General features: G+C 68.0%; 20 protein-coding genes and 1 pseudogene. 8 read left to right on the plus strand and 13 right to left on the minus strand.

What is annotated here, in order from left to right:
- The first annotated feature begins 106 nt into the window (after positions 1-106).
- Positions 107-814, plus strand: a complete 708-nt coding sequence (pyrH, locus tag EV644_RS28535) for a UMP kinase (protein ID WP_132192053.1) — start codon at positions 107-109, stop codon at positions 812-814.
- 255 nt (positions 815-1069) lie between these two features.
- Positions 1070-3082 carry an elongation factor G gene (locus EV644_RS28540; RefSeq protein WP_132192054.1) on the plus strand — a complete coding sequence of 671 codons (2013 nt, stop codon included), beginning with the start codon at positions 1070-1072 and terminating at the stop codon, positions 3080-3082.
- Between the two features lie 9 nt (positions 3083-3091).
- Here the strand turns inward: EV644_RS28540 and EV644_RS28545 are convergent, their stop codons facing one another.
- On the minus strand, positions 3092-3955 hold the full coding sequence (locus tag EV644_RS28545) for a LysR family transcriptional regulator (protein WP_132192055.1): 864 nt from the start codon (positions 3953-3955) through the stop codon (positions 3092-3094).
- A gap of 120 nt (positions 3956-4075) precedes the next feature.
- On the opposite strand from EV644_RS28545, the gene EV644_RS28550 reads away from it, so the two are divergent.
- Positions 4076-4723, plus strand: coding sequence for a dihydrofolate reductase family protein (locus tag EV644_RS28550; RefSeq protein WP_132192056.1), 648 nt, complete (start codon positions 4076-4078; stop codon positions 4721-4723).
- Entirely contained in the window at positions 4720-5712 is a 993-nt protein-coding gene (gene rarD / locus EV644_RS28555; RefSeq protein WP_132192057.1) for an EamA family transporter RarD, read from the plus strand. The genes EV644_RS28550 and rarD overlap by 4 nt, the downstream gene beginning before the upstream one ends.
- Positions 5713-5721: 9 nt before the next feature.
- Here the strand turns inward: rarD and EV644_RS28560 are convergent, their stop codons facing one another.
- From EV644_RS28560 to EV644_RS28570, 3 genes are all read right to left on the minus strand, one after another.
- A complete protein-coding gene (locus EV644_RS28560; RefSeq protein ID WP_132192058.1) occupies positions 5722-6189 on the minus strand; it encodes a GNAT family N-acetyltransferase in 468 nt (155 codons plus the stop codon).
- Between the two features lie 27 nt (positions 6190-6216).
- A complete protein-coding gene (locus tag EV644_RS28565) occupies positions 6217-6996 on the minus strand; it encodes a putative protein N(5)-glutamine methyltransferase (protein WP_132192059.1) in 780 nt (259 codons plus the stop codon).
- A gap of 135 nt (positions 6997-7131) precedes the next feature.
- The gene (locus tag EV644_RS28570) at positions 7132-8082 is read right to left on the minus strand and encodes an SDR family NAD(P)-dependent oxidoreductase (protein ID WP_132192060.1); all 951 of its coding nucleotides are present in this window, start codon (positions 8080-8082) and stop codon (positions 7132-7134) included.
- Positions 8083-8221: 139 nt separating this feature from the next.
- Here EV644_RS28570 and EV644_RS28575 point away from each other — a divergent pair, with 139 nt between their 5' ends.
- The gene (locus tag EV644_RS28575; protein ID WP_132192061.1) at positions 8222-8575 is read left to right on the plus strand and encodes a YciI family protein; all 354 of its coding nucleotides are present in this window, start codon (positions 8222-8224) and stop codon (positions 8573-8575) included.
- Between the two features lie 837 nt (positions 8576-9412).
- Here the strand turns inward: EV644_RS28575 and EV644_RS28580 are convergent.
- Positions 9413-10462, minus strand: a complete 1050-nt coding sequence (locus tag EV644_RS28580) for a LacI family DNA-binding transcriptional regulator (RefSeq protein WP_132192062.1) — start codon at positions 10460-10462, stop codon at positions 9413-9415.
- Between the two features lie 69 nt (positions 10463-10531).
- Positions 10532-11254, minus strand: coding sequence for an SDR family NAD(P)-dependent oxidoreductase (locus tag EV644_RS28585; protein ID WP_132192063.1), 723 nt, complete (start codon positions 11252-11254; stop codon positions 10532-10534).
- Positions 11255-11309: 55 nt separating this feature from the next.
- Between EV644_RS28585 and EV644_RS28590 the strand changes: the two genes are divergently transcribed.
- The 3 genes and pseudogenes from EV644_RS28590 (at position 11310) to EV644_RS48180 (ending at position 13517) form a co-directional block, all read left to right on the plus strand.
- Entirely contained in the window at positions 11310-11903 is a 594-nt protein-coding gene (locus EV644_RS28590) for a MarR family winged helix-turn-helix transcriptional regulator (protein ID WP_241998921.1), read from the plus strand.
- A 91-nt stretch (positions 11904-11994) separates the two neighbouring features.
- Positions 11995-13292, plus strand: a pseudogene (locus EV644_RS28595) (excinuclease ABC subunit UvrA); the annotation flags it as partial.
- A 45-nt stretch (positions 13293-13337) separates the two neighbouring features.
- The gene (locus EV644_RS48180; RefSeq protein WP_370451481.1) at positions 13338-13517 is read left to right on the plus strand and encodes a hypothetical protein; all 180 of its coding nucleotides are present in this window, start codon (positions 13338-13340) and stop codon (positions 13515-13517) included.
- On the opposite strand, the gene EV644_RS28600 is transcribed toward EV644_RS48180, so the two are convergent.
- The 7 genes from EV644_RS28600 to EV644_RS28630 all read right to left on the minus strand — a co-directional run bounded on the left by EV644_RS28600 (position 13476) and on the right by EV644_RS28630 (position 20392).
- Complete coding sequence (locus EV644_RS28600) at positions 13476-14309, minus strand: SRPBCC family protein (RefSeq protein ID WP_132192065.1); 834 nt, start codon at positions 14307-14309, stop codon at positions 13476-13478. The two genes, EV644_RS48180 and EV644_RS28600, sit on opposite strands and share 42 nt — an antisense overlap.
- A gap of 94 nt (positions 14310-14403) precedes the next feature.
- Positions 14404-15375, minus strand: a complete 972-nt coding sequence (locus EV644_RS28605; protein WP_158292948.1) for a winged helix DNA-binding domain-containing protein — start codon at positions 15373-15375, stop codon at positions 14404-14406.
- A 121-nt stretch (positions 15376-15496) separates the two neighbouring features.
- Positions 15497-16285 carry an SGNH/GDSL hydrolase family protein gene (locus tag EV644_RS28610; protein ID WP_132192067.1) on the minus strand — a complete coding sequence of 263 codons (789 nt, stop codon included), beginning with the start codon at positions 16283-16285 and terminating at the stop codon, positions 15497-15499.
- A gap of 130 nt (positions 16286-16415) precedes the next feature.
- On the minus strand, positions 16416-17186 hold the full coding sequence (locus tag EV644_RS28615; RefSeq protein ID WP_132192068.1) for an energy-coupling factor ABC transporter ATP-binding protein: 771 nt from the start codon (positions 17184-17186) through the stop codon (positions 16416-16418).
- On the minus strand, positions 17183-17950 hold the full coding sequence (cbiQ, locus tag EV644_RS28620; RefSeq protein WP_132192069.1) for a cobalt ECF transporter T component CbiQ: 768 nt from the start codon (positions 17948-17950) through the stop codon (positions 17183-17185). Before cbiQ ends, EV644_RS28615 begins: the two co-directional genes overlap by 4 nt.
- Positions 17951-17957: 7 nt before the next feature.
- Positions 17958-18989 (minus strand): energy-coupling factor ABC transporter permease, encoded by a 1032-nt coding sequence (locus EV644_RS28625; protein ID WP_132192070.1) that lies wholly within the window; start codon positions 18987-18989, stop codon positions 17958-17960.
- A 44-nt stretch (positions 18990-19033) separates the two neighbouring features.
- Positions 19034-20392: a dihydrolipoyl dehydrogenase family protein gene (locus tag EV644_RS28630; protein WP_132192071.1), complete on the minus strand. Its 1359-nt coding sequence runs from the start codon at positions 20390-20392 to the stop codon at positions 19034-19036.
- Between the last annotated feature and the right edge of the window lie 140 nt (positions 20393-20532).

A 20532-nucleotide genomic window follows, 5' to 3' on the forward strand; every position in this document is an offset into this window, starting at 1 on the left:
CAGTACACGCGGGACGACTGATACGCAGTACAAGCGGGGTGCTTAATGAGGAGCCGTGGTGTGTGGTTGCGGACAGAATGTGGCGAGTCCAACGACAGGAGAAGCGATGTACCGCAGGCTGGTGCTCAAGTTGTCAGGCCAATCGATCGCCGGATCAGCCCAGTTCGGCTTCAACAGCGACAGCCTCACGCATCTCGCCCGGGAGGTGATCGCCGCGCGCGACACCGGCGTACAGGTGGCTGTGGTGGTCGGCGGCGGGAACGTGTTCCGTGGCAACCGGTCCGAGGACTGGGGAATCGACCGGGTCGAGGCGGACAACATCGGCATGCTCGGCACGGTGATCAACGCCGTCCTGCTGCGCGGCCGGCTGGCGGCGATGGGTGAGGAGGACGTTCGGCTGATGACCGCCATCCCGATCAACAACCTGGCCGAGCCCTACATCCGCCTGCGAGCCCTCCGGCACCTGGAGAAGGGATCGATCGTCCTGCTCGGGTGCGGGAACGGGCAGCCGTTCACGACGACCGACTACCCCGCCGTTCAGCGGGCGATCGAGCTCGGCGCCGACGCGTTGCTCGTCGCGAAGAACGGGACCGATGGGGTCTACGACGCGGATCCGAACAAGGTCGCCGGCGCACAACGTTTCGACCGGCTCACCTATCAGCAGGTCATCGACAAGGGCCTCGGTGTGATGGACCAGAGCGCGTTCATCCTCGCCCGCGACCACCGGCTCCCGCTGCACGTCTTCGACATCGACCGTCAGGGCGCCGCGGCCGCGATCAGCTCCGGCGAGCACATCGGCACGGTCATCAGCTGAGCCCCACGAGCGGCAGGTCCGCCTTGATCGCGTCCAGGTGCGGCACTACCGGACCATAGTCCGATTAATCAAACCTTCAATCCACTTCGACCGGGAGAAAACTGTTTGCTCGTGGTTCGTGCTCTCTGCTGTACTCGCGGACGGATCACCAGCAGGCCGAACCGGCCGTTCAGTTCTCGAGGAGCGCAGTCATGCGACCTGACTTCATGTCGACCCAGAAAGGCACATCCACCTGTTCAAGGGACATGAAGCTGCGTGAGAACACTGAACCTGGGGATCCTGGCGCATGTAGACGCCGGTAAAACCAGCCTGACCGAGCGGCTCCTGTTCGCCGCCGGGGTCATCGACGAGGTCGGCAGCGTCGATGACGGCAACACCCAGACCGACTCGCTGGCACTCGAGCGGCAACGCGGCATCACGATCAAGTCCGCGGTCGTCTCGTTCGCCGTCGACGACATCACGGTCAACCTGATCGACACTCCCGGTCACCCGGATTTCATCGCCGAGGTGGAGCGGGCGCTCAGCGTGCTCGACGGCGCGGTGCTGGTCATCTCCGCGGTGGAAGGCGTCCAGGCGCAGACGCGGGTGCTGATGCGCACCCTCCAGCGCCTCGGTATCCCGACGCTGATCTTCGTGAACAAGCTCGACCGGGCCGGAGCGCAGTACTGCTCGTTGCTGAAGAGCATCGCGGACCGGCTCTCCGCCGCGGTCATCCCGATGGGGTCGACCGACCGACTCGGCACGCCCGGCGCCGCGTTCACGCCGTACGGGCGGGATGACACGAGCTTCACCTTCGCCATGCTCGATCTGCTGGCCGAGCGGGACGACCAGATGCTGGCGACGTACGTGGAGAACGAGAAAGCGCTCTCGTACGACGTACTCCGGGCGCGGCTGGCGGAGCAGACCCAGCAGGCGCTGGTGCATCCGGTGTACTTCGGTTCCGCGATCACCGGTGCCGGGACGGACGCGCTGATCGCGGGGATCCGGGAACTGCTGCCGGCCGGGCAAGGCGACGTCGACGGTCCGGTGGATGGGTCCGTATTCAAGGTTGAGCGGGGGCCGGCGGGCGAGAAGATCGCTTTCGTCCGGATGTACTCGGGCGCGATCCGGACCCGGGATCGGCTGCGGTTCCACGGCGGCAAAGAAGCCAAGGTGACCTCGGTCAGCGTCTTCGGCAACGGCTCGGTGCTGACCCGCCCGGAGGTCGTCGCCGGTGAGATCGGCAAGCTCTGGGGACTTGGCGAGATCCGCATCGGCGACAAGCTCGGCGCGGCCGGCGAGTCAGCTGACGCAGGAGGCAGGGCCGGAGCGGGAGAGAGCGCGTACTTCGCTCCCCCGACGTTGGAGACGGTGATCGCGCCGACTCGGCCGTCGGACAAGGGGAATCTGCAGGTCGCGCTCTCCCAGTTGGCCGAGCAGGATCCGCTGATCAACCTGCGTCAGGACGACATCCGGCAGGAGACGTTCGTGTCGCTGTACGGCGAGGTGCAGAAGGAGGTCATCCAGACCACGCTCGCCGACGACTTCGGCATCGACGTCACCTTCCGCGAGACGACGACCATCTGCATCGAGCGGCTGGAGGGCGTCGGCGCGTCGGTCGAGTTCAACAAGAAGGACGGGAACCCGTTCCTGGCCACCGTCGGCCTGCGCGTCGAGCCAGCCCCGGTGAACTCGGGCGTGAGCTTCAGTCTGGAGGTAGAGCTCGGTTCTATGCCGTACGCATTCATCAAGGCGGTCGAGGAGACCGTGCACGAGACGCTCGAGCAAGGGATCCATGGCTGGCAGATCCCCGACGCGACCGTGGTGATGACGCACTCGGGCTACTCGGCGCGCCAGAGCCACGCGCACGCCGTCTTCGACAAGAGCATGTCGAGCACGGCCGGGGACTTCCGCAACCTCACCCCACTGGTCCTGATGACGGCTCTCCAGCAGGCCTGTACGACGGTGTACGAGCCGATGCACCGCTTCGAACTGGAGATCCCGACGGATACCGTCCGCGCCGTACTGGCGGCGCTGTCCCGATTGCGCGCGATCCCGCAGGTGCCGGCGTTGGGCACCGAAACCTCTGTCCTGGAAGGAGAAATCCCCGCCGCCGCGGTCTACGACCTGGAGCAGCAACTGCCCGCTCTGACCCGTGGCGAGGGTGTTCTCGAGTCGTCGTTCGAGCGCCACCAACCGGTCACCGGCCCGATCCCCGACCGGCCGCGCACAGACCACGACCCGCTGAACCGCCGCGACTACCTCCTCCACGTCCTCCGTCGCGTCTGATCAGCGCCGCTAGCGGACGGACTCCCGGATGGCTTGGATCAAGGCGATGGTGGCGGGCGGGTCTGGCGGCTCGCCATAGGTGACGGCGTAGATCTGTCGTCGGTAGTTGGGTATTTCGGTGGTGTGGACGTCGGGCAGGCGGTGGGCTTGGAGCGCAAGGCCGGGCAGGGTCGTGACGCCTACGCCGGCGGCGACGAGAGCTTGCACGACGACCATGTCGTCGCTGAGTGATCCGATGCGTGGGGTGAAGCCCGCTTGCCGGCACACGGTGGTCAGCTCTTCCTGGCACCGTTCGCAACCGCCGATCCAGGCGGAGTGGCGATGGTTCGCAAGGCTGTCGTCGGGTGTTTGGCTGATGAGGTAGATCGGGTCGTCGCCGATGTGGACCAGGCGAAATCCCTCTTCCTCCACCGGGGCGTCGGCGTACCGGAAGACGAGTGCGACGTCGATCTCGCCGTGACGGAGCATCTGTAGCGCTTCGACCGGGTGCCGGTCGACCAGGCTCAGCTCGAGTCCTGGGTGTGCTTTGGCCAGCGTGGCGGCGGCCTTGGGCGCGATCGTGCTCAGCGCCGACGCGTTGGCGGCCAGGCGGACCCGCCCGGCCTGCAAGCCGACCTGTGCTTCCAGCTCGTTGGTCGCGGCGTCGACCCGTCCGATGATCTCGGTGGCCCGGTTGGCCAGCAGTTGCCCTTCCGGGGTCAATCGGATCCCGCGACCGACCTTCTGAATGAGCTTGACGCCGGTTGCGGCTTCCAGGCGAGACAGGTGGTGACTCACCGACGGTTGTGAGTAGTGCAGCTGTTTCGCCGCTTCGGTCACGGACCCGTGTCGGGCCACTGCGGCCAGGACCTTGAGATGAACCAGGTTGAGCATAGATCAAAGATATCAATGTGATCTTCGCAGGATTGGCATTAGACGTCATCTATTGAGTCGATCCATGCTCTAGGTATCAACGTTCCCGCGGCCGCAGCGGCCGCCTACTGAGGAGGCGCGATGAGCAAGCTGAGGTGTCATATCTCGATCTCGCTGGACGGTTTCGTCGCCGGACCGAACCAGAGCGAGGAGAACCCGCTCGGCGAGGGCGGCGAGCGGCTGCACGACTGGGTGGTTCCGCTCGCCACCTGGCGCGAAGCCCACGGCCAGCAAGGGGGCGAGGTGAACGAGAGCGCACGGATAGTCGAGGAGGCGAAGGAGAACATCGGCGCTGCGGTGATGGGCCGGAACATGTTCGGCCCTGTCGGCGGTGGTGCTTGGGGCGACGAGCAGTGGACGGGCTGGTGGGGCGACAACCCGCCGTACCACTACCCCGTGTTCGTCGTCACCCATCACCCGCGTGAATCCGTGGAGATGGAGGGAGGGACCACGTACCACTTCGTCACCGACGGCATCGAGTCCGCGCTCGAACAGGCTAAGGAGGCCGCCGGCGGCAAAGACGTCATGCTCTGGGGCGGCGGCCACATCGCTCAGCAGTGCCTGGCAGCGGGACTGCTGGACGAGCTCGAGCTCCACGTAGTTCCGGTGTTGCTCGGCGACGGTGCTCGCCTCTTCCCCAGCCGCGGGGAAGCGGAGGTGCAACTCGAGCAGGTCCGTGCCGTCGAGGCACCCGGCGTCACGCACCTCAAGTACCGCGTCGTGAAATGAACCGGGTCGCCGCCGACCTGCCCGCACAGGTGCCCGACTCCGACGGCCACGCGTCACTGAACCGAGGCCTGCTCTTCGGTGCCTCCGCCTATGGGATCTGGGGGCTGCTGCCGCTGTACTGGCGGCTGCTCGACGGCGCCGGCGCGGTCGAGGTGCTCGCCCACCGGTTCGTGTGGGGGCTCGGGATCATCGCGCTGCTGCTTTGGGTACGTCCGCGCGCCGGCTGGTGGCGCGCGTTGAGGCAGCGGCCCGCCGCGCTGCGGTTTCTCGCCGCGGCCGCCGTGGTCATCGCGTTCAACTGGTACTTCTACATCTGGGGCGTCAACCACGAGCGGGTGGTGGAGACGTCGCTCGGGTACTTCATCAGCCCGCTGGTCACGGTCGTGGTCGGGGTGGTGCTGTTTCGCGAGCGACTGCGGCGGCCGCAGAGGTTCGCGCTCAGCCTGGCCGCGGTGGCGGTGGCGTGGCTGACGTTCGACTACGGCCGCGTGCCGTGGGTGGCGGTCGGGTTGGCGCTCAGCTTCGCGACGTACGGCGTGTTGAAGAAGAAGGCGGCGACGGGGGCGGTCGAAAGCCTCGCTGTCGAGGCGACGATCATCTTGCCGGTCGTGCTGGGCTATCTGGTGTGGCTGGAGCTCGTGGGCCGGGCAGCGTTCGGGCACGACGGTTGGTCGACGACGCTGCTCCTGATCGCCGCCGGCCCGGCCACGGCGGTTCCGCTCCTGTTCTTCGCCGGCGCGGCCACGCGGATCCCGCTGACGTATCTCGGGTTGTTGCAGTACCTCACGCCGTCGGTGCAGTTCATCCTCGGCGTGTTCGCGTTCGGCGAGCCGATGCCGCCCGAGCGCCTCGCCGGGTTCGCGCTCATCTGGGCCGCTTTGGCGATCTTCACCGGCGAGATCCTCCACCACCGGCGCAAGCTCCGCCGCGAAGCCCTCCGTCTCGCCGCGGAGTCCGCGCCGAGCGCAGAACGTCGCAGTTGGTCTTGAGGCGAAGACTCAAAGGTCCTTGTTGAGGGTGATCGAGTTCGGAGTGAAGCCGCAGGAGTGGTAGAGGTGCAGGGCCGGGTTGTTCGTGGCGTAGGCGGTGACGTGGAGTCTGGTGGCGCCGCGGCTCTTGGCCCATTCGGTGAAGGCGTCGACCATGCGGGTGCCGATGCCTTGGGTGCGGTGCGTATCGCGGACGTACATGCTGACCAGTTCGGCCCGCGCCACCGTCCACATGTCCGAGGGCGGTGAGAAGGTGCCGACCAGGTGGCCGACGACCGCTGGGTCAGAGGCAACGAGCACCAGCGCGTCCGGATCCTCCAGAAGATCCGCGACCCACTTCGCGCCGTGGACCTCGGGCCAGTCCGCGTTGCGGAGCGGGTCGCGGGTGCCACTGTCTTCAGCGAAGAGTGCGGCGCTCGATGCGACTACGCCCTCCAGGTCCTCGGCTCTCGCCTTCCTGATCTCCACGGCGTCCATAGGACGCACCGTAGCGAGTAGAAGCGCTCACGGGCAGGGTTTGCCGGCGATCACCACAGTTGCGTAGAGCTCCTCGGACGAGGTGATCCGCGCAGCAAGACCGTCGCCCTCGAAGATTGCCGCGGCGACCGGTGCCTGGCGTTCGCTGGTCTCCACCAAGACGTGTCCGCCCGGAGCCAGCCAACCGGGCGCGGCAGCGCTGACGCGACGCAGTACGTCCAGACCGTCCGAGCCGCCGTCCAAGGTGACCAACGGTTCGTGGAGGCGTGCTTCGGCGGGCAGCAGCCGTACTTCGTCAGTCGGCACGTAAGGAACGTTCGACAGGAGAAGGTCGACGCGACCCCGAAGACCCGAGGGCAACGGGTCGAAGAGGTCACCCTCGAAGACCTGGCCGCCGAGGGGTTCCACATTGCGCCGCGCACAACGAACCGCCGCCGGCTCGACGTCAGCGGAGTACAGCTCGACCTCCTGGGCAGAAGCGACCGCGACGCCGAGCGCCCCGGATCCGCAGCAGAGGTCGACCACGACACAACCGGGACGACTGAGCGCGATGGCCTCGTCCACCAAGTACGACGTACGCCGTCGTGGCACGAAGACGCCCGGGTCGACCGCGATATGGAGGCCATGGAACTCGGCCCACCCGACCACGTGCTCGATGGGCAGACCCGAGACGCGTTGCTCGACCATCGCGGCGAGCTCGGCGTCGTCACGCGCGGCGGCGATCAGGAGTTCGGCCTCGTCCTCGGCGAAGACACAGCCGGCGGCGCGGAGCGTGGTGACGATGCTGGAGGTGCTGAGTAGTGACACGGGAACCCTTCAACGAAACCTGTGGGCACTCCCGCGGTCGGCGTCGGTCAGCCGATGGGAGGTGGGAGCGCCCGACCTGTGCTGGCGGTAATCGGTCCCACCTCCTCGACTCGTACGACGACTGGTCCGGTCAGACTACCCGAACGCGTTCACTCCGGTGAGCTCGGCCGAGATGGTCCACAGCCGTGCTGCCGATGCCGGATCGACCGCGTACGGCCGGACTCCCGGGGCGTCGTCCGTGGACAGTTCGGCGACCTCGCAGTCGTCGAGGAACACGCCGCCTTCGCCTTCGAGCTGCGGCGAGGTCGCGGCCCAGACCTGGGTGGCCGCGCCCTGTTCGGGCGTCTTGAAGCCTGGGTTCAGCGGGTCGCCCTGCTCGTCGATCCAGCCGAACGCGACCATCTCCTCGCGCGGCAGGTGGCGCTGCAGCGGCGTCAGGATGCCGCCCGGATGCAACGTGAATGCCCGTACCCCAGCGTCCTTGCCCAAGGCATCCAACTGCACGGCGAACAGTGCGTTCGCGGTCTTGGCCTGGCCGTAGGCGGTCCACTTGTCATAGCCCTGGGCGAACTGCAGGTCGTCCCACCGGATGTCCGAGCGGCGATGTCCCGACGAGGAGACGGAGACGACCCGGGCGCCGCCGTCGACGATGGCCGGCCACAGCCGGTTCACCAGCGCGAAGTGGCCGAGGTGGTTCGTCGCGAACTGGGCTTCCCACCCCGGTCCGACGCGGGTCTCCGGGCAGGCCATCACGGCCGCGTTGTCGATCTGCAGGTCGATCGTCCGCCCGCTGGCGAGAAACCGCTCGGAGAACGAGCGAACGCTCTCCAGGTCCGCCAGATCGAGCTCGTCGACCTCCACGTCGTCGATCCCGGCGAGCGCTTCTTCGGCCGCCGCCGGCCGCCGCGCCGGTACGACGACGTGGGCGCCGGCCTTCGCCAGGGCGCGGGTGGTCTCCAGGCCGAGGCCGGAGTAGCCGCCGGTGACGAGTGCGAGCTTGCCGGACAGGTCGATCCCCCGGAGGACTTCGTCCGCGGTGCTGTCATGGCCGAAGCCCGAACCGATCTTGTGTTGTGGGGTGCTCATGCCTGCGACAGTACGAGTTAGAGCTGGCTCTAGGTCAAGCGCCGGCAGGAGGCCATCATGGCGAAGAAGTGACCAGGCGTGTCGAGGCGGGTCGGCCCGTTCCGACGTAACTGGTGTCAGACCTGACAGAGGAGACCGGATGAAGTACATGTTGTTGATCTACGGCAACGCCGACACCTGGAAGGCGCTCGACGCCGAGGGGATGGACGCGGTCTACGCGGCGCATCGGGCGGTGCTGGACGAGACGCGGGCGAGCGGGGAACTGCTGGGCGCCGACGGCCTGACCACGCAGAATGCGCGGGTAGTGCAGGTCAGCGACGGGGTGCCGGCCGTGACGGACGGGCCGTTCACCGAGTCCAAGGAGGTGCTTGCCGGCTACTACCTGTTCGAGTGCAGCCTGGAGCGCGCGACGGAACTAGCCGCGCGACTGCCCGAGGCCCGCTACTCCCCGATCGAGGTCCGCGCGCTGACGGACCCGATCCCGGAGTCATGAATGCGATGGAGATCCAGGAGCTTGCCGGTCTCAGCTCGGCGTTGACCTGAGACCGGCGAGCCACTGATTCAGCCGGTGCATTACCGCCGGTTGTTCAGCTCGGGAAGCTCGGCGCGAGGGTGACCCCACCTGAGGCGGGCTGATCGCCCATCCCCCGGCCACCCCGGACGAACACTGTCGCGCCCCGGTCCGGCGCCTGCACGCCGTCCCCCAGACGCAGTGTGGCGGTCAGACCGTTGCTCAGTCTCAGGACCGCCACGCGACGCGGCTGACCGGACGGGATCGACGAGCTCACCTCGTGGATGCCGGTACAGACCGCTGGTTGGATCGAAGCCCGCCCGAGCTGCGAGGTGCCGTGACTCCTCACACCACGGCACTGCTCGGCGAGCCTTCTCATCGATGACACAGATCCCCCTTTCCCTTTCGTTCCCCCCGAGGAACGGTTTGGTTTGCTGCCCAACTGCCGGTACGGCGCAACGAACTCGCTGCGCCGGAGCAGCTGGCAATCGCACCACCCCGTACTCCTCACTGATACGGAAGCGGTCACGGCAGCCTCGCTCAGGGTAACGACGTTTTCAAGGGGATCGCCCAGTAATCCCGCCTGCCGGAACTGTTGTCCGCGCCGCTACTGCCCACCGAACCCGGTGGTCGCGATGCCCTTGATGATCTGCCTTTGGAAAAAGAGAAAACGAGCGCCGTCCACTCGCGCGGCGTGCTCGAGTTCGATCGGGATCTGGTCGAAAACGTTTGAGAATCAGCACCATGGCTGGAGCAAACGCTTGCGGCAGAATGACTCCCAAATAGGCGTCGAAAGCTGAACCTGTGGGATTCGGTGCTCTAACGAGCGGTGCTGGCGCGGGAGACGATCCGGTGCGGTACGACGACCCGACGGGGCTTGGCGTCCTTGTCTGCCATCCGCTCAGCGAGCAGGTCCAGCGCGGCCTCGACGAACTGCCGCCGGTCGAAATCGATCGTGGTCAGCGGCGGCACGGTGAACCGGCTGTCCACGATGTTGTCGAACCCCGCGACCGCACACTGCTGCGGTACTGCGACCCCGGCTGACCACAGCGCCGACAGTGTGCCGAAGGCGATCGTGTCGGTGAAGCAGAACAGCGCGTCGGGAGGTTCGTGGGTCTCCAGGTGCCGGCCGACTACGACTGCGGCGCCCTCCGGACTCCACCGGTCCAGCGCGATCTCCAGATCCGGGTCGTGCGGGATACCCGCCGCCTCGAGCGCTTCGCGGTACCCGATCGTGCGCAACCGCGCGGCCGCGGTACCGGCGGCGTCGGTGGAGCCGCCGACGCGACCCGTGCCGCTCGCTCCGCTCGGGAGCTCCGGGGTGCCGACGACCGCGATCCGGCGGAAACCCTGGTCGAGCAGGTGCTGTGTCATCTCGCGCGCCGCGCCCACGTTGTCGATGGCGACCTGGCTGACGCGATCCTGGTCGACATCGCCGATCAGAACCACGGCCGGCAGCACCTCGGCGGTGGTGACTGCGCTGTCGTCGAGGTTCACCGGGTTGAGGATCAGGCCGTCGACGAGGTTGGCGCGTGCCTTCGAGAGCAGTTCGAACTCGCGGTCCGGCTGGGCGGCGGTCTGCTCGATCTGGACACCCCAGCCGCGCTGGTGGGCGAGCTCGACGACCAGGTGGGTGATCTCCGCCGAGTAGGGCCGCAGCAGGTCGGGCAGCGCGAGGCCGATCATCCCGGAGCGGCCGTTGCGCAGTCCGCGGGCGCTCAGGTTCGGGACGTAGTCCAGCTCCTGCAACGCGTGCTCGACCCGCTCCCGGGTCTCCGGACGGACGAAGACGACCCCGTTGATGACGTTCGACACCGTCTTCGGGGACACCCCGGCCAGCTTGGCGACGTCCTTGACGGTGGCACGCATGGGCCCATTCTCACCGACGCCGTCTCCACCCGACGCGTACTCACGTTGTCAACGCGTCGGCGCTGCCTTCTAACGGGTGGTGAGGGCGCCTCCGTTGACGTGCAGGACCTGGGCGGTGATGTGGCGGGCCGCCGGCGAGGCGAGGAAGTGGATCGCCGCGGCGATGTCGGCGGGCTCACCGTCCCGCTTGGTCATCGTTGCCTCCAGCAACCCCTGGCGCCGCTCCCCCGACAACCCGCCCCGGAAGAATTCGGTCTCGGCGGTGAATCCCGGCGCGACCACGTTCGAGGTGATCCCGCGGGCGCCTAACTCAGCGGCGACGTCCTGGTTCCAAGTGGCCAGCGCTGCTTTCGCCGCGCCGTAGGACCCCGCTCCCCTGGCTCCCGCGATGGAGCCCAGGTGCAAAACCGATCCATTCGCAGCGAGCCTCGGCGCAAGGGCGGTCGTCGTCAGCACCGCGGTGAGCACGTTGGCGTCGAAGTTGGCTCGCCAGTTGTCCTTGAGTTGCCTCAGATCGCCTTCCGCGTCAGGAGAAGCGAAGTCGGTGTTGCCCCCGGCGTTGTTGACCAGCACATCGACAGAGTCGGGCAGTTCGAGCAACAGCGCCTCCACCTGCGCGGGATCCGCGGCATCGCACACCACCGCTCGTGCCCCGATCTCCGCCGCGGCCTTCTCGAGTACTTCGAGTCGCCGGCCGGTGATCACGACGGTCTCCCCGTCGGCGCGGAACCGCTCGGCCACAGCCCGGCCGATCCCCGTCGCGCCACCGGTCACCACGATCGTTCTGGACACGCCGAACCTCCTCGTTTAGGTCTAAATGTTTAGCTCTAAACGTAGCATGGGTCTCGTGCCAGCGAAGAAGCCGACCAGGAAGCCAGCTAGGAAGCAGGCCGCGACGCCGACCGGGAAGCCGGCCGACGCGTATCCCCTGGATGAGCCCAGTCCTTATCCCGCCGCGGAGATCGCCAGCGCCTGGCAGCGGGAGCGCCCGGGCACGCCGACGGATTCGATCGGCATCGTCACTCCCCTATGGCGGCTGGCCAAGCTCTTCGCCGACGACAGGCGCCGCCTGCTCACCGAGCTCGGCGTCGACCCCGCCACCTTGGACCTGCTGAGTGTGCTGCGCCGCGCCGGTACGCCGTACGAGCTGAGCACGCGGGACCTCGCCGAGCGCACGCTGGTCACCGCCGGGGCGATCTCCCAGCGGGTGGCCCGGGCCGAGCAAGCCGGGCTGGTTGTTCGGCGTACGGAGACCGACGGCTCGCGAGCGGTGGTCGTCTCCCTCACCGAGGCGGGGCACGAACTGGTCGAGAGGACGGTCGACCAGGTGCTCACCCGCGAGTCCGACCTCGTCTCGTCACTGTCGCCCCGAGAGCGCGATGTGCTGGCCGGAAAGCTGCAGTCGCTGCTCGACGACGTTCGCGGACGCGTGCACCGCTAGCTTCAACCGCCGGTGGAACGTTAGGCGTGTCCATCGGGCTGGGCATCGGCGGCAAAGTCTCAACGTCGGTGTCAATGAGAAAATTGAATGCATGCCTGCCACGATTCCGCCGGAGAATTCCGGCCACGAAGCCGCCGACAGTCACGACGTCATCCAGGTCCGGGGAGCCCGCGAGAACAACCTGAAGGGCGTCTCCCTCGACATCCCGAAGCGGCGGTTGACCCTTTTCACCGGAGTCTCCGGCTCCGGCAAGTCGTCCCTCGTCTTCGACACCATCGCCGCGGAGTCGCAGCGGCTGATCAACGAGACCTACACCGCCTTCATCCAGAACTTCATGCCCAGCCTGGCCCGGCCGGACGTCGACTCGCTGCGCAACCTCAGCGCGGCGATCATCGTGGACCAGGAGCGGATCGGCGCGAACGCCCGCTCGACCGTGGGCACCGCCACCGACGCGCACACAATGCTGCGGATCCTCTTCAGCCGGACCGGTACGCCGTACGTCGGGCCGCCGTCGGCGTTCAGCTTCAACCGGGCCGAGGGGATGTGCCCGACCTGCGAGGGCCTCGGCAAGGCGACTGAGATCGACGTGGACGAACTCGTCGACCGGGACAGGTCGCTCAACCAGGACGCGATCAAGGCGCCCGGGTTCGGCGTCGACACGTGGTACTGGCAACTGATGGCGAAGTCCGGGCTGTTCGACCTGGACCTGCCGCTGAAGGACTATCCGCCGATCAGTGGGAGCAGTTCCTCAACCAGCCGGCCATGAAGGTGAAGGTCGGCAAGAGCAACCTCACCTTCGAAGGTCTTGTGACGAAGGTGAAGCGGCTCTACCTGGCCAAGGACCGCGAGTCGATACAGAGTCACATCCGGGCGTTCGCGGATCGGGCGGTGAAGCTGACCGTCTGCCCGGAGTGTGACGGCGCGCGGCTCAACCAGGCGGCGCTGGCCGCGCGGATCGACGGCTACGGCATCGCCGAGTGCTCGGGGATGCAGATCAGCGACCTGGCCGAGATCATCCGCGACCTGAAGGACGCCTCGGTCGGGCCGATGCTCGAAGGGCTGCGGGACACTCTCGAGTCGATGGTGGACATCGGGCTCGGCTACCTCAGCCTCGACCGGGAGTCGTCGACGCTGTCCGGCGGTGAGGCGCAGCGGGTCAAGCTGGTCCGGCACCTCGGCTCCTCGCTCACCGATGTCACCTACGTGTTCGACGAGCCCACGGTCGGGCTGCATCCGCACGACATCCAGCGGATGAACGACCTGCTGCTGCAACTGCGGGACAAGGGCAACACCGTGCTCGTCGTGGAACACAAGCCGGAGACGATCCGGATCGCCGACTACGTGGTCGACCTCGGCCCCGGTGCCGGGATGGCGGGTGGACGGCTCTGCTAGTTCCTGGGCTTACTCGACCAACTCGTCGACGACGGCAACACGGTGATCGTGATCGAGCACCACCAAGCCGTGATGGCCCACGCGGACTGGCTGATCGACCTAGGCCCAGGCGCCGGCCACGACGGCGGCCACATCGTCTTCACCGGCATCCCCGCCGACCTGGTGGAAAGCAGCGCCTCCCTAACCGCCGACCACCTCCGCCAGTACGTCGGCGGCCAGTGACTCGATCAGTTCGCGCCAAGCGGGCAGGTAGATCTCGGCGGGCCCCGTCTGGGTGACCACCAGGCGGGCTCCCCCGTTCCCGTCACGGAGTCGCCAGGCAACCACCCCGTGCTGCCAGGGATAGCTCAACTCAACCGGCGCTTCAGCCGTCAGCACCCGCCCGGCTTCAATGCCCTCAGCAACGAAGCCGGGCGGAGGCGTACTGAGGTCCGCCGGAGAGTCGCCTGCCAGCTTTGCCCAGACCTGTTCCTTGGGGGCGACCAGTTGGCGTTCGTAGTGGATTGAGCCGTCCGGGTGGAGGGTGCCTTGGTCCAGGGCGTGGTGCTTGATGAAGTGTTCGTGGAGTAGTGGGTAGGTCTCGCGTTGGATGGTGGCTCCGCCTAGGGCCTTGTCCAGGGCGTCTAGGCAGAGGATCCAGCCGCTGGTGAAGCTTGCCGAGCCTGGGCGGTCGTCGTAGGTGGCGGTGAGGGTGAGGAGGCAGCCCTCGTCGGTCGAGGCCAGTTCCCAGCGCTGGATCTCGGCGCCCCAGGTGTACTCGAGCAGGTGGGGTGGGTCGTAGGCACGGATCACCCCGGTGTTGTCGGGGTCCTCGACGAAGTCGTCTTCTCCTTGCTCGAAGGTGAACGAGATCTTGCCGTCCAGCCGCAGATCAAGCTCGACCGCGGCCGGGAACCACGCGGCCAGCTCGGACGGATCGGTCAGCGCCCGCCAGACCTTCTCCGGCGGATGTGTCAGCCGCCGCTCCATCCGCAGTACGGTCCGGCCGTTCTCGTTGGTCAGCGTCTCACTCATGGCTCCATATATACCTTCGCGGGCATATAAGAGGCAAGAACAAGGCCCAGCGGACCACGAGCAGTCCGCCGGGGATCGACGCCGTCACACAGTGTCAGCTACGGAATCGGGCCAGATCCTCGAGCTCGGCGCCCAGTCCTTCCGGCACAGCCGACTCGTCGAACAGCTCGACCTGCGGTCCGGCGTGCTTCCACGAGCCGATCACGACGCCGCCCTGGACGACCGCCGGGCGCAACATGCCGCCACCGGGATGGATGTGCTTGCGGTGTTCCTCGGCCAACGCGTAGCGCCGGTCCTTGTAGCCGAGCAGATACGCGTCGAACTCCCCCACCAGCCGGAGAAGGTCGCAGCCGGGCAGGTCCTCGACCGCCGCCAGGGACTCTCCTTCCACCACGAACTCGGTGGTGGCGGCCGCCTTCAGTGCGTTCCGGGCCGCCGGCATCGGCAGACCGGACCAGGTCGCGAAGTCCTGACCAGTGGCAGGCCCGTACGCCGTGAGGTAGCGCCGGGCCAGGTCGTCCGCGGAGCCCTCGAGTGTCAGTGGTGCTCCGAGCCAGTCCCGAACGGCGACCCAGCTCTCATCGGCATCATGCCCAGGGCCGTAACAGACCTTCCCGAGCAACCCGGCATGCCGGATGCACGCGTACACGGCTTGTCCCGTCGGCTCCTGGATGAGCCCGGCTTCGACGAGTACTGCGCCGAGGCGGGCCCGGCCGGTCGGGCCGTTGTCCAGCAGGTAGGTCTCGAGCACCTCAGCCGCTCGATCGGGAAGATCCCCGGCCAGGCCGAGTTCGCCGTACCGGCGGTGGGTGTCCTTGATCAGCTTGCGGCCGAGGAGTCCGAGCAACGGGCCGGCGTCCTCGGTGGCCACCAGTTGCAAGGTGCCGCGCATGAACCAGCCGCGCAGTACTGACCGATCTGTCTCCTGCGCGTGGGTGACGTCGGACCAGGTGGTCGCGGTGGATCGTGCTCGGACGGCGTATGCGGCTCCGCGCCAGCTCTGCGCTTGGAGCCCCGCCGTCCGGCGTACGACGTCGGCCACCCCTCCGGGGCCGGCCTCGGACACCGGACGATCTAGGCCGTTGGCCTGGACCCGCGCCGCCAGAAGCCAGCGGACTGACCTGTGCGGCACCCCTGCATAACATCACGTTCAGGGGCGCTGCGCAGGTGTAAAGGGGTAAGAACCTTCAGTTCAGGTGGTCGTCGACCAGATTTGCGAAGCCTTGCTGCCCAGTCGTGTTCGGGTGGTACGACTCGGTGACCGGGTTGGACAGCCCGTTGATCCACTCCGGGCTGCCGCAGACCGCGTGCCCGATGAAGGCCGAGGTCGGATTGACGAAGGTGAAGCCGGCGGCGCTCGCCGAGGCCGCCACCTTCGAGTTGAGCAGGTCGGCTGTCTGGTTCAGCCGGGTCATCTCGGCGGCGCTGAAGAAGGTGCCCGCGTTGCAGTCAGTGCCGTTGAACAGCCGCGGATAGCCGACCGCGATGATCTTTGCCGCCGAGGCACGGCTCTTGATGGTCGCGTAGAGCCCGTTCAGGCGGCTGGGTAGCGTGTTGTTGATCGTCGCCTGGGAGGTGTTGATGGCGCCGTCGCAGTTGGCGAGCCAGGCGGGCTTGGCGCACTCGGTGATCACCGAGGAGAACCCGGCGTCGTTGCCGCCGACCTGGACGGTCACGAACTCGATCCCGCTGTTGAGTGGGCCGAGCTGGTTGGCCGTGACGTCCGCGACCCGGGCGCCGGAGCACGCCACCGAGGTCAGGGTCGCGCCGATCCGGGCGGCGTCGAGGTACGGGTAGGACAGGGTCGAGCGCTTGCAGGAGCCGCTCGAGGTGATGTAGGTGCGGGTCCCGACGCCGGAGGCGTACGAGTCGCCGAGCGCGACGTAGTCGGGCGCCGCTGCATGGGCGATTGTCGGGCTGGTGAGGAGTGCGATCCCGAGGACCGCTGCGCTGATGATGCCGGCGATGGGTTTCATTGGGCGGTACCGCCTTTGCACTGGTGGAGGGAACCGAGGCGCAGGGTGACCTGAGAGTCACCTTCGCTGACCAGCCAGTAACAAGCAAGACCTTGGTTGGAAATTCACCGCCAATTGCCGAACGAGGTCTTCAGCGTTCGGGTCCCGGCACCGAGAGCGGGTCGAAGCCGTAGGGGAGTTCGAGGCGGTGCGCCGACATCAGGTCCGCGTCGCCGAGGAGATCCCGGGTAGAGCCGTCGGCGACGATCCGGCCGGCGTCCATCAGGAGACTCCGCTCGCACAGTTGCAGCGCGTACGGCAGGTCGTGCGTGATCATCAGCAAGGTCACGTCGAGCCCTGACAGGATGTCCGCCAACTCCCGCCGGCTCGCCGGATCGAGGTTGCTCGAAGGCTCGTCCAGCACCAGTACTTCGGGCCGCATCGCAAGCACCGTGGCCACTGCGACGCGGCGGCGCTGGCCGTACGACAGGTGGTGCGGGGCGACATCAGCGTGGTCCTGCATGCCGACCTGGACCAGTGCCTCGTGCACCCTCGCTTCGAGATCGGCGCCGCGCAGGCCGAGGTTCGCCGGTCCGAAGGCGACGTCATCCCGCACGGTCGGCATGAACAACTGGTCATCCGGGTCCTGGAACACCAACCCGACCTTCCGTCGTACTTCGGGAAGGTGCTCGCGATGCAGGTCCGACCCGCCGATCTGGATCCGGCCGCTCCCGCTCCCGCCGGCCACCGAGCCGAGGATGCCGTTGAGGTGCAGCACGAGCGTGGTCTTGCCGGCGCCGTTCGGGCCGAGTAGCGCGACGCGTTCGCCGCGCTGGATGGTGAAGTCGACGCCGAACAGGGCCTGCCGGCCGTCGGGATAGGCGAAGACGAGACGCTCGACGTGGATCGATGGACCGCTCACAAGCCGACCACCCTAGCCGTGACCGCGATGACGACCGCCGCCAGGGAGATCGCCAGCCCCTCGACCCACTGGACCCGGGCCGCTCCCGACTCCGACAGCAGCGGCATGCGTCCGGTGTAGCCGCGGGACTGCATCGCCAGGTGCACCCGCTCGCCGCGCTCGAAACTCCGCACGAACAACGCCCCGACTCCCCCGGCAACGGCCTTCAGATGACCCGCGCGGCCGCCTCTGTACCCGCGCGACTCGCGCGCGATCCGCATCCGGTGCAGGTCGTCCGACACCACACTCAGGTACCGGACCATGAACGACAGGATCGCCACCAGCGTCGACGGCAACCGCAGCCGCTCGAGCCCGGCGAGCAACGCGCGCGGACCCGTGGTGGCCGACAACACGATCGCCGCGACCACGCCGAGCGTTCCCTTGGCCAGCACGTTCCACGAGCCGAGCACCCCCGACTGGGACAGCGAGACACCGAGTACTTCGACCCGCGGGCCCGTCGCCACGAAAGGCAGCACCAGAGCGAACACCACGAACGGCGTCTCCACCGCCAGCCGCCTCATCACCACCAAGGGCGGCAGTTTGGCGAGCATGACGCACCCGACGAGGAGCGCGCCGTACAGGGCGAAGGCCCAGAAGACGCCCGCCGGAGTGGACACCACGGCGAGCACGAAGACGAACAGCGCGACGATCTTCACCTGCGCGGGCAACCGGTGGATCCGGCTGTCCGCGACGACCAGCAGACCGTCGCCGGCGGAACCGGTCACGAGCGCATCAGGCAGCCTTGTCGGCGCGCGCGGACGACCGCAGCGACGCCACCTTGGCGATCGCGAGCCCGACCGCGATCGTCACCAGTACCCCGATGATGCCGGCGAGCGCGCCGGACACCTGGGCGTTGCCGATCCCGCTCACCCCGTAGTCCGCGAGCGGGCTGCCGGCCACCGCCGAGTCCTTGGCCGCGCCGTCGAACCCGAGCTTCGCGCCGACGAACTCCAGCCCGTCCGGGTGCGCGCTGGCGAACAGGCTGACGACTCCGGCGACCGACAGGGTGGCAGCGATCCCGACGCCCAGAGTCCGGCCGGTGGGCTTCGCCGCGATCGGCCGGTCCGGCGACACCGTCGAGCTGTTGCCGTCGGCATCGACCAGGACGAGGGCCGGCTGCAGGTGGCGGGCGGCGTACACGAGGTCGGGGCGGGTCGCGACGACGGCGCTCAGCACCGCCGCGGTGATCGCGGCCTCGCCGAGGCCGACCAGGAGGTGCCAGCCGACCATCGCGGTGGCGAGCTTGCCGAGCGGGATGTCGACCGCGCCGCCGATCGCGTACAGACCGGTGAACGCGAGCGCGGCGACCGGGACCGAGACGAGGGCGCCGAGCGTGGTCGCGGGCACCACGCTGCCGACCCGCTTGGGCAGCACCTGCAGTACCGCGCGGATCACGAAGTACCCCACCAGGACGGTGATCAGGCCCATCAAGGTGATGTTCGTGCCGAGCGCGGTGAGGCCGCCGTCGGCGAAGAGCAGGCCCTGGACGAGCAGCACCGTCGACATCACCAGCACCGCCGACCACGGGCCGACCAGGGCGGCCGCCAGCGCGCCGCCGAGCAGGTGACCGCTGGTGCCGGCGCCGACCGGGAAGTTCACCATCTGGACGGCGAAGACGAAGGCCGCGGTCAGGCCGGCCAGCGCCGGGCCGGTCTCACGGATCTCCCGGTTGGCCCGCTGCAGGCTGAACCCGACCGCTCCCGCCGCGATCAGGCCGGTGGCGACGGAGGTGGGCGCGTCGAAGAACCCGTCAGGAACATGCATGCCGACATTCTTGATCTACTTGCGACCGAATCGCAACAAGGCGTTCAGAACGCCTTCAGCGCCTCCCCGATCGCGCGGTGGAAGGTCGGGTATGCGTAGATCATCTGTTGCAGAGAGTGAACCGGGACCGCGGCGTGCACCGCGACCGCCAGCGCGGCCATCACCTCGCCGCCGGTCGGTCCCGAACTGGTCGCGCCGACCAGCACGCCGCGTTCATTGTCCATCACGAGCTTGATGAATCCCTCGTTGCCCGCCTTGTGGATCCAGCCCCGGGTCGACGCGGGGATCTGGGTGATCCCGGTCCGTACGTCGAGGCCTTCGTCGCGGGCCTGCTTCTCGGTCTTCCCGACCGCGCCGATCTCCGGGTCGGTGAAGGTGACCCGGGGCATCGCGTGATAGCTCGCCACCGGCGCTCCCTCCGCGCCGAGGATGTCGAGCACGGCCACGTTCGCCTGGTACATCGCGTTGTGGGTGAAGACGCCGACGCCGGTGACGTCGCCGATCGCCCAGATGCCGTCGCCCGCGCGCACGTGCCCGTCCACCGCGATGGATCGCGCGTCGGGATCGAGACCCACTTTGTCCAGTCCTAGACCCTTGATGTCCACCCGGCGCCCGGTTGCCACCAGCAACTTCTCGCCGGTGACCGTGCCGCCGTCGGTCAGCGTCAGGGTGAAGGTGTCGCCGTCGTGCCGCACGGACTTGGCCTGCGAGCCGAGCCGGAAGGTGACCCCGTCCTTCTCGAGCGCGGCCTGGGCCAGCTCGCTGGACTCCGGCTCCTCCATCGCGATCACCCGGTCGGCACCCTCGACCACGGTCACGTCCACGCCGAACCGCGCGTACACCTGGGTCAGCTCCAGGCCGATCGCGCCGCCGCCGAGCACGATCATGGTGGCCGGCAGCGTGTCCGCCTCGATCGCCTCGCGGTTGGTCCAGTACGGCGTACCGGCGAGGCCGTCGATCGGCGGGATCAGCGGGACCGTACCGGTGGCGATGACGATGCCGCGGGATACCTCGTACTCCTGGTCGCCCGCCTGCACCGTGCGCGGGCCGGTGATCGTGCCGCGGCCGCGGACGAAGGTGACGCCCTTCCTCACCAGGCGGTCGACCGCGACCTGGTCGTTCCAGTTGTCCGTCGCCTCCTCGCGGATCCGCTTGGCCACCGGAGCCCAGTCGGGCTCGACGGTCGACGTACCGGCGATGCCTTCGACGCGGCGGGTCTCGGCGATCAGGTTCCCGGCGCGGATCATCATCTTGCTCGGGATGCAGCCGTAGTACGGGCACTCGCCCCCGACCAGCCGCGGCTCCACCCCGACGACGTTCAGTCCCGCCTCCGCGAGCCGCCCTGAGGTCTCCTCGCCACCGACGCCCAGCCCGACAACGACCACATCCACCTGTTCAGCCATGCCGCCAATCTCGCAGACGGACCGTCGCAGGCCAAGCCCTGCCGCGGCGCGTCAGCGGACGGTGAGTACGGGCGCCTGTAGTCACCGTGAGGATTCAGCCGCTGTTCACCGGCCGGTCGTGCGCGCTCCCTACGCTCGGC

The organism is Kribbella orskensis (assembly GCF_004342085.1).
GTDB classification, from domain to species: domain Bacteria; phylum Actinomycetota; class Actinomycetes; order Propionibacteriales; family Kribbellaceae; genus Kribbella; species Kribbella orskensis.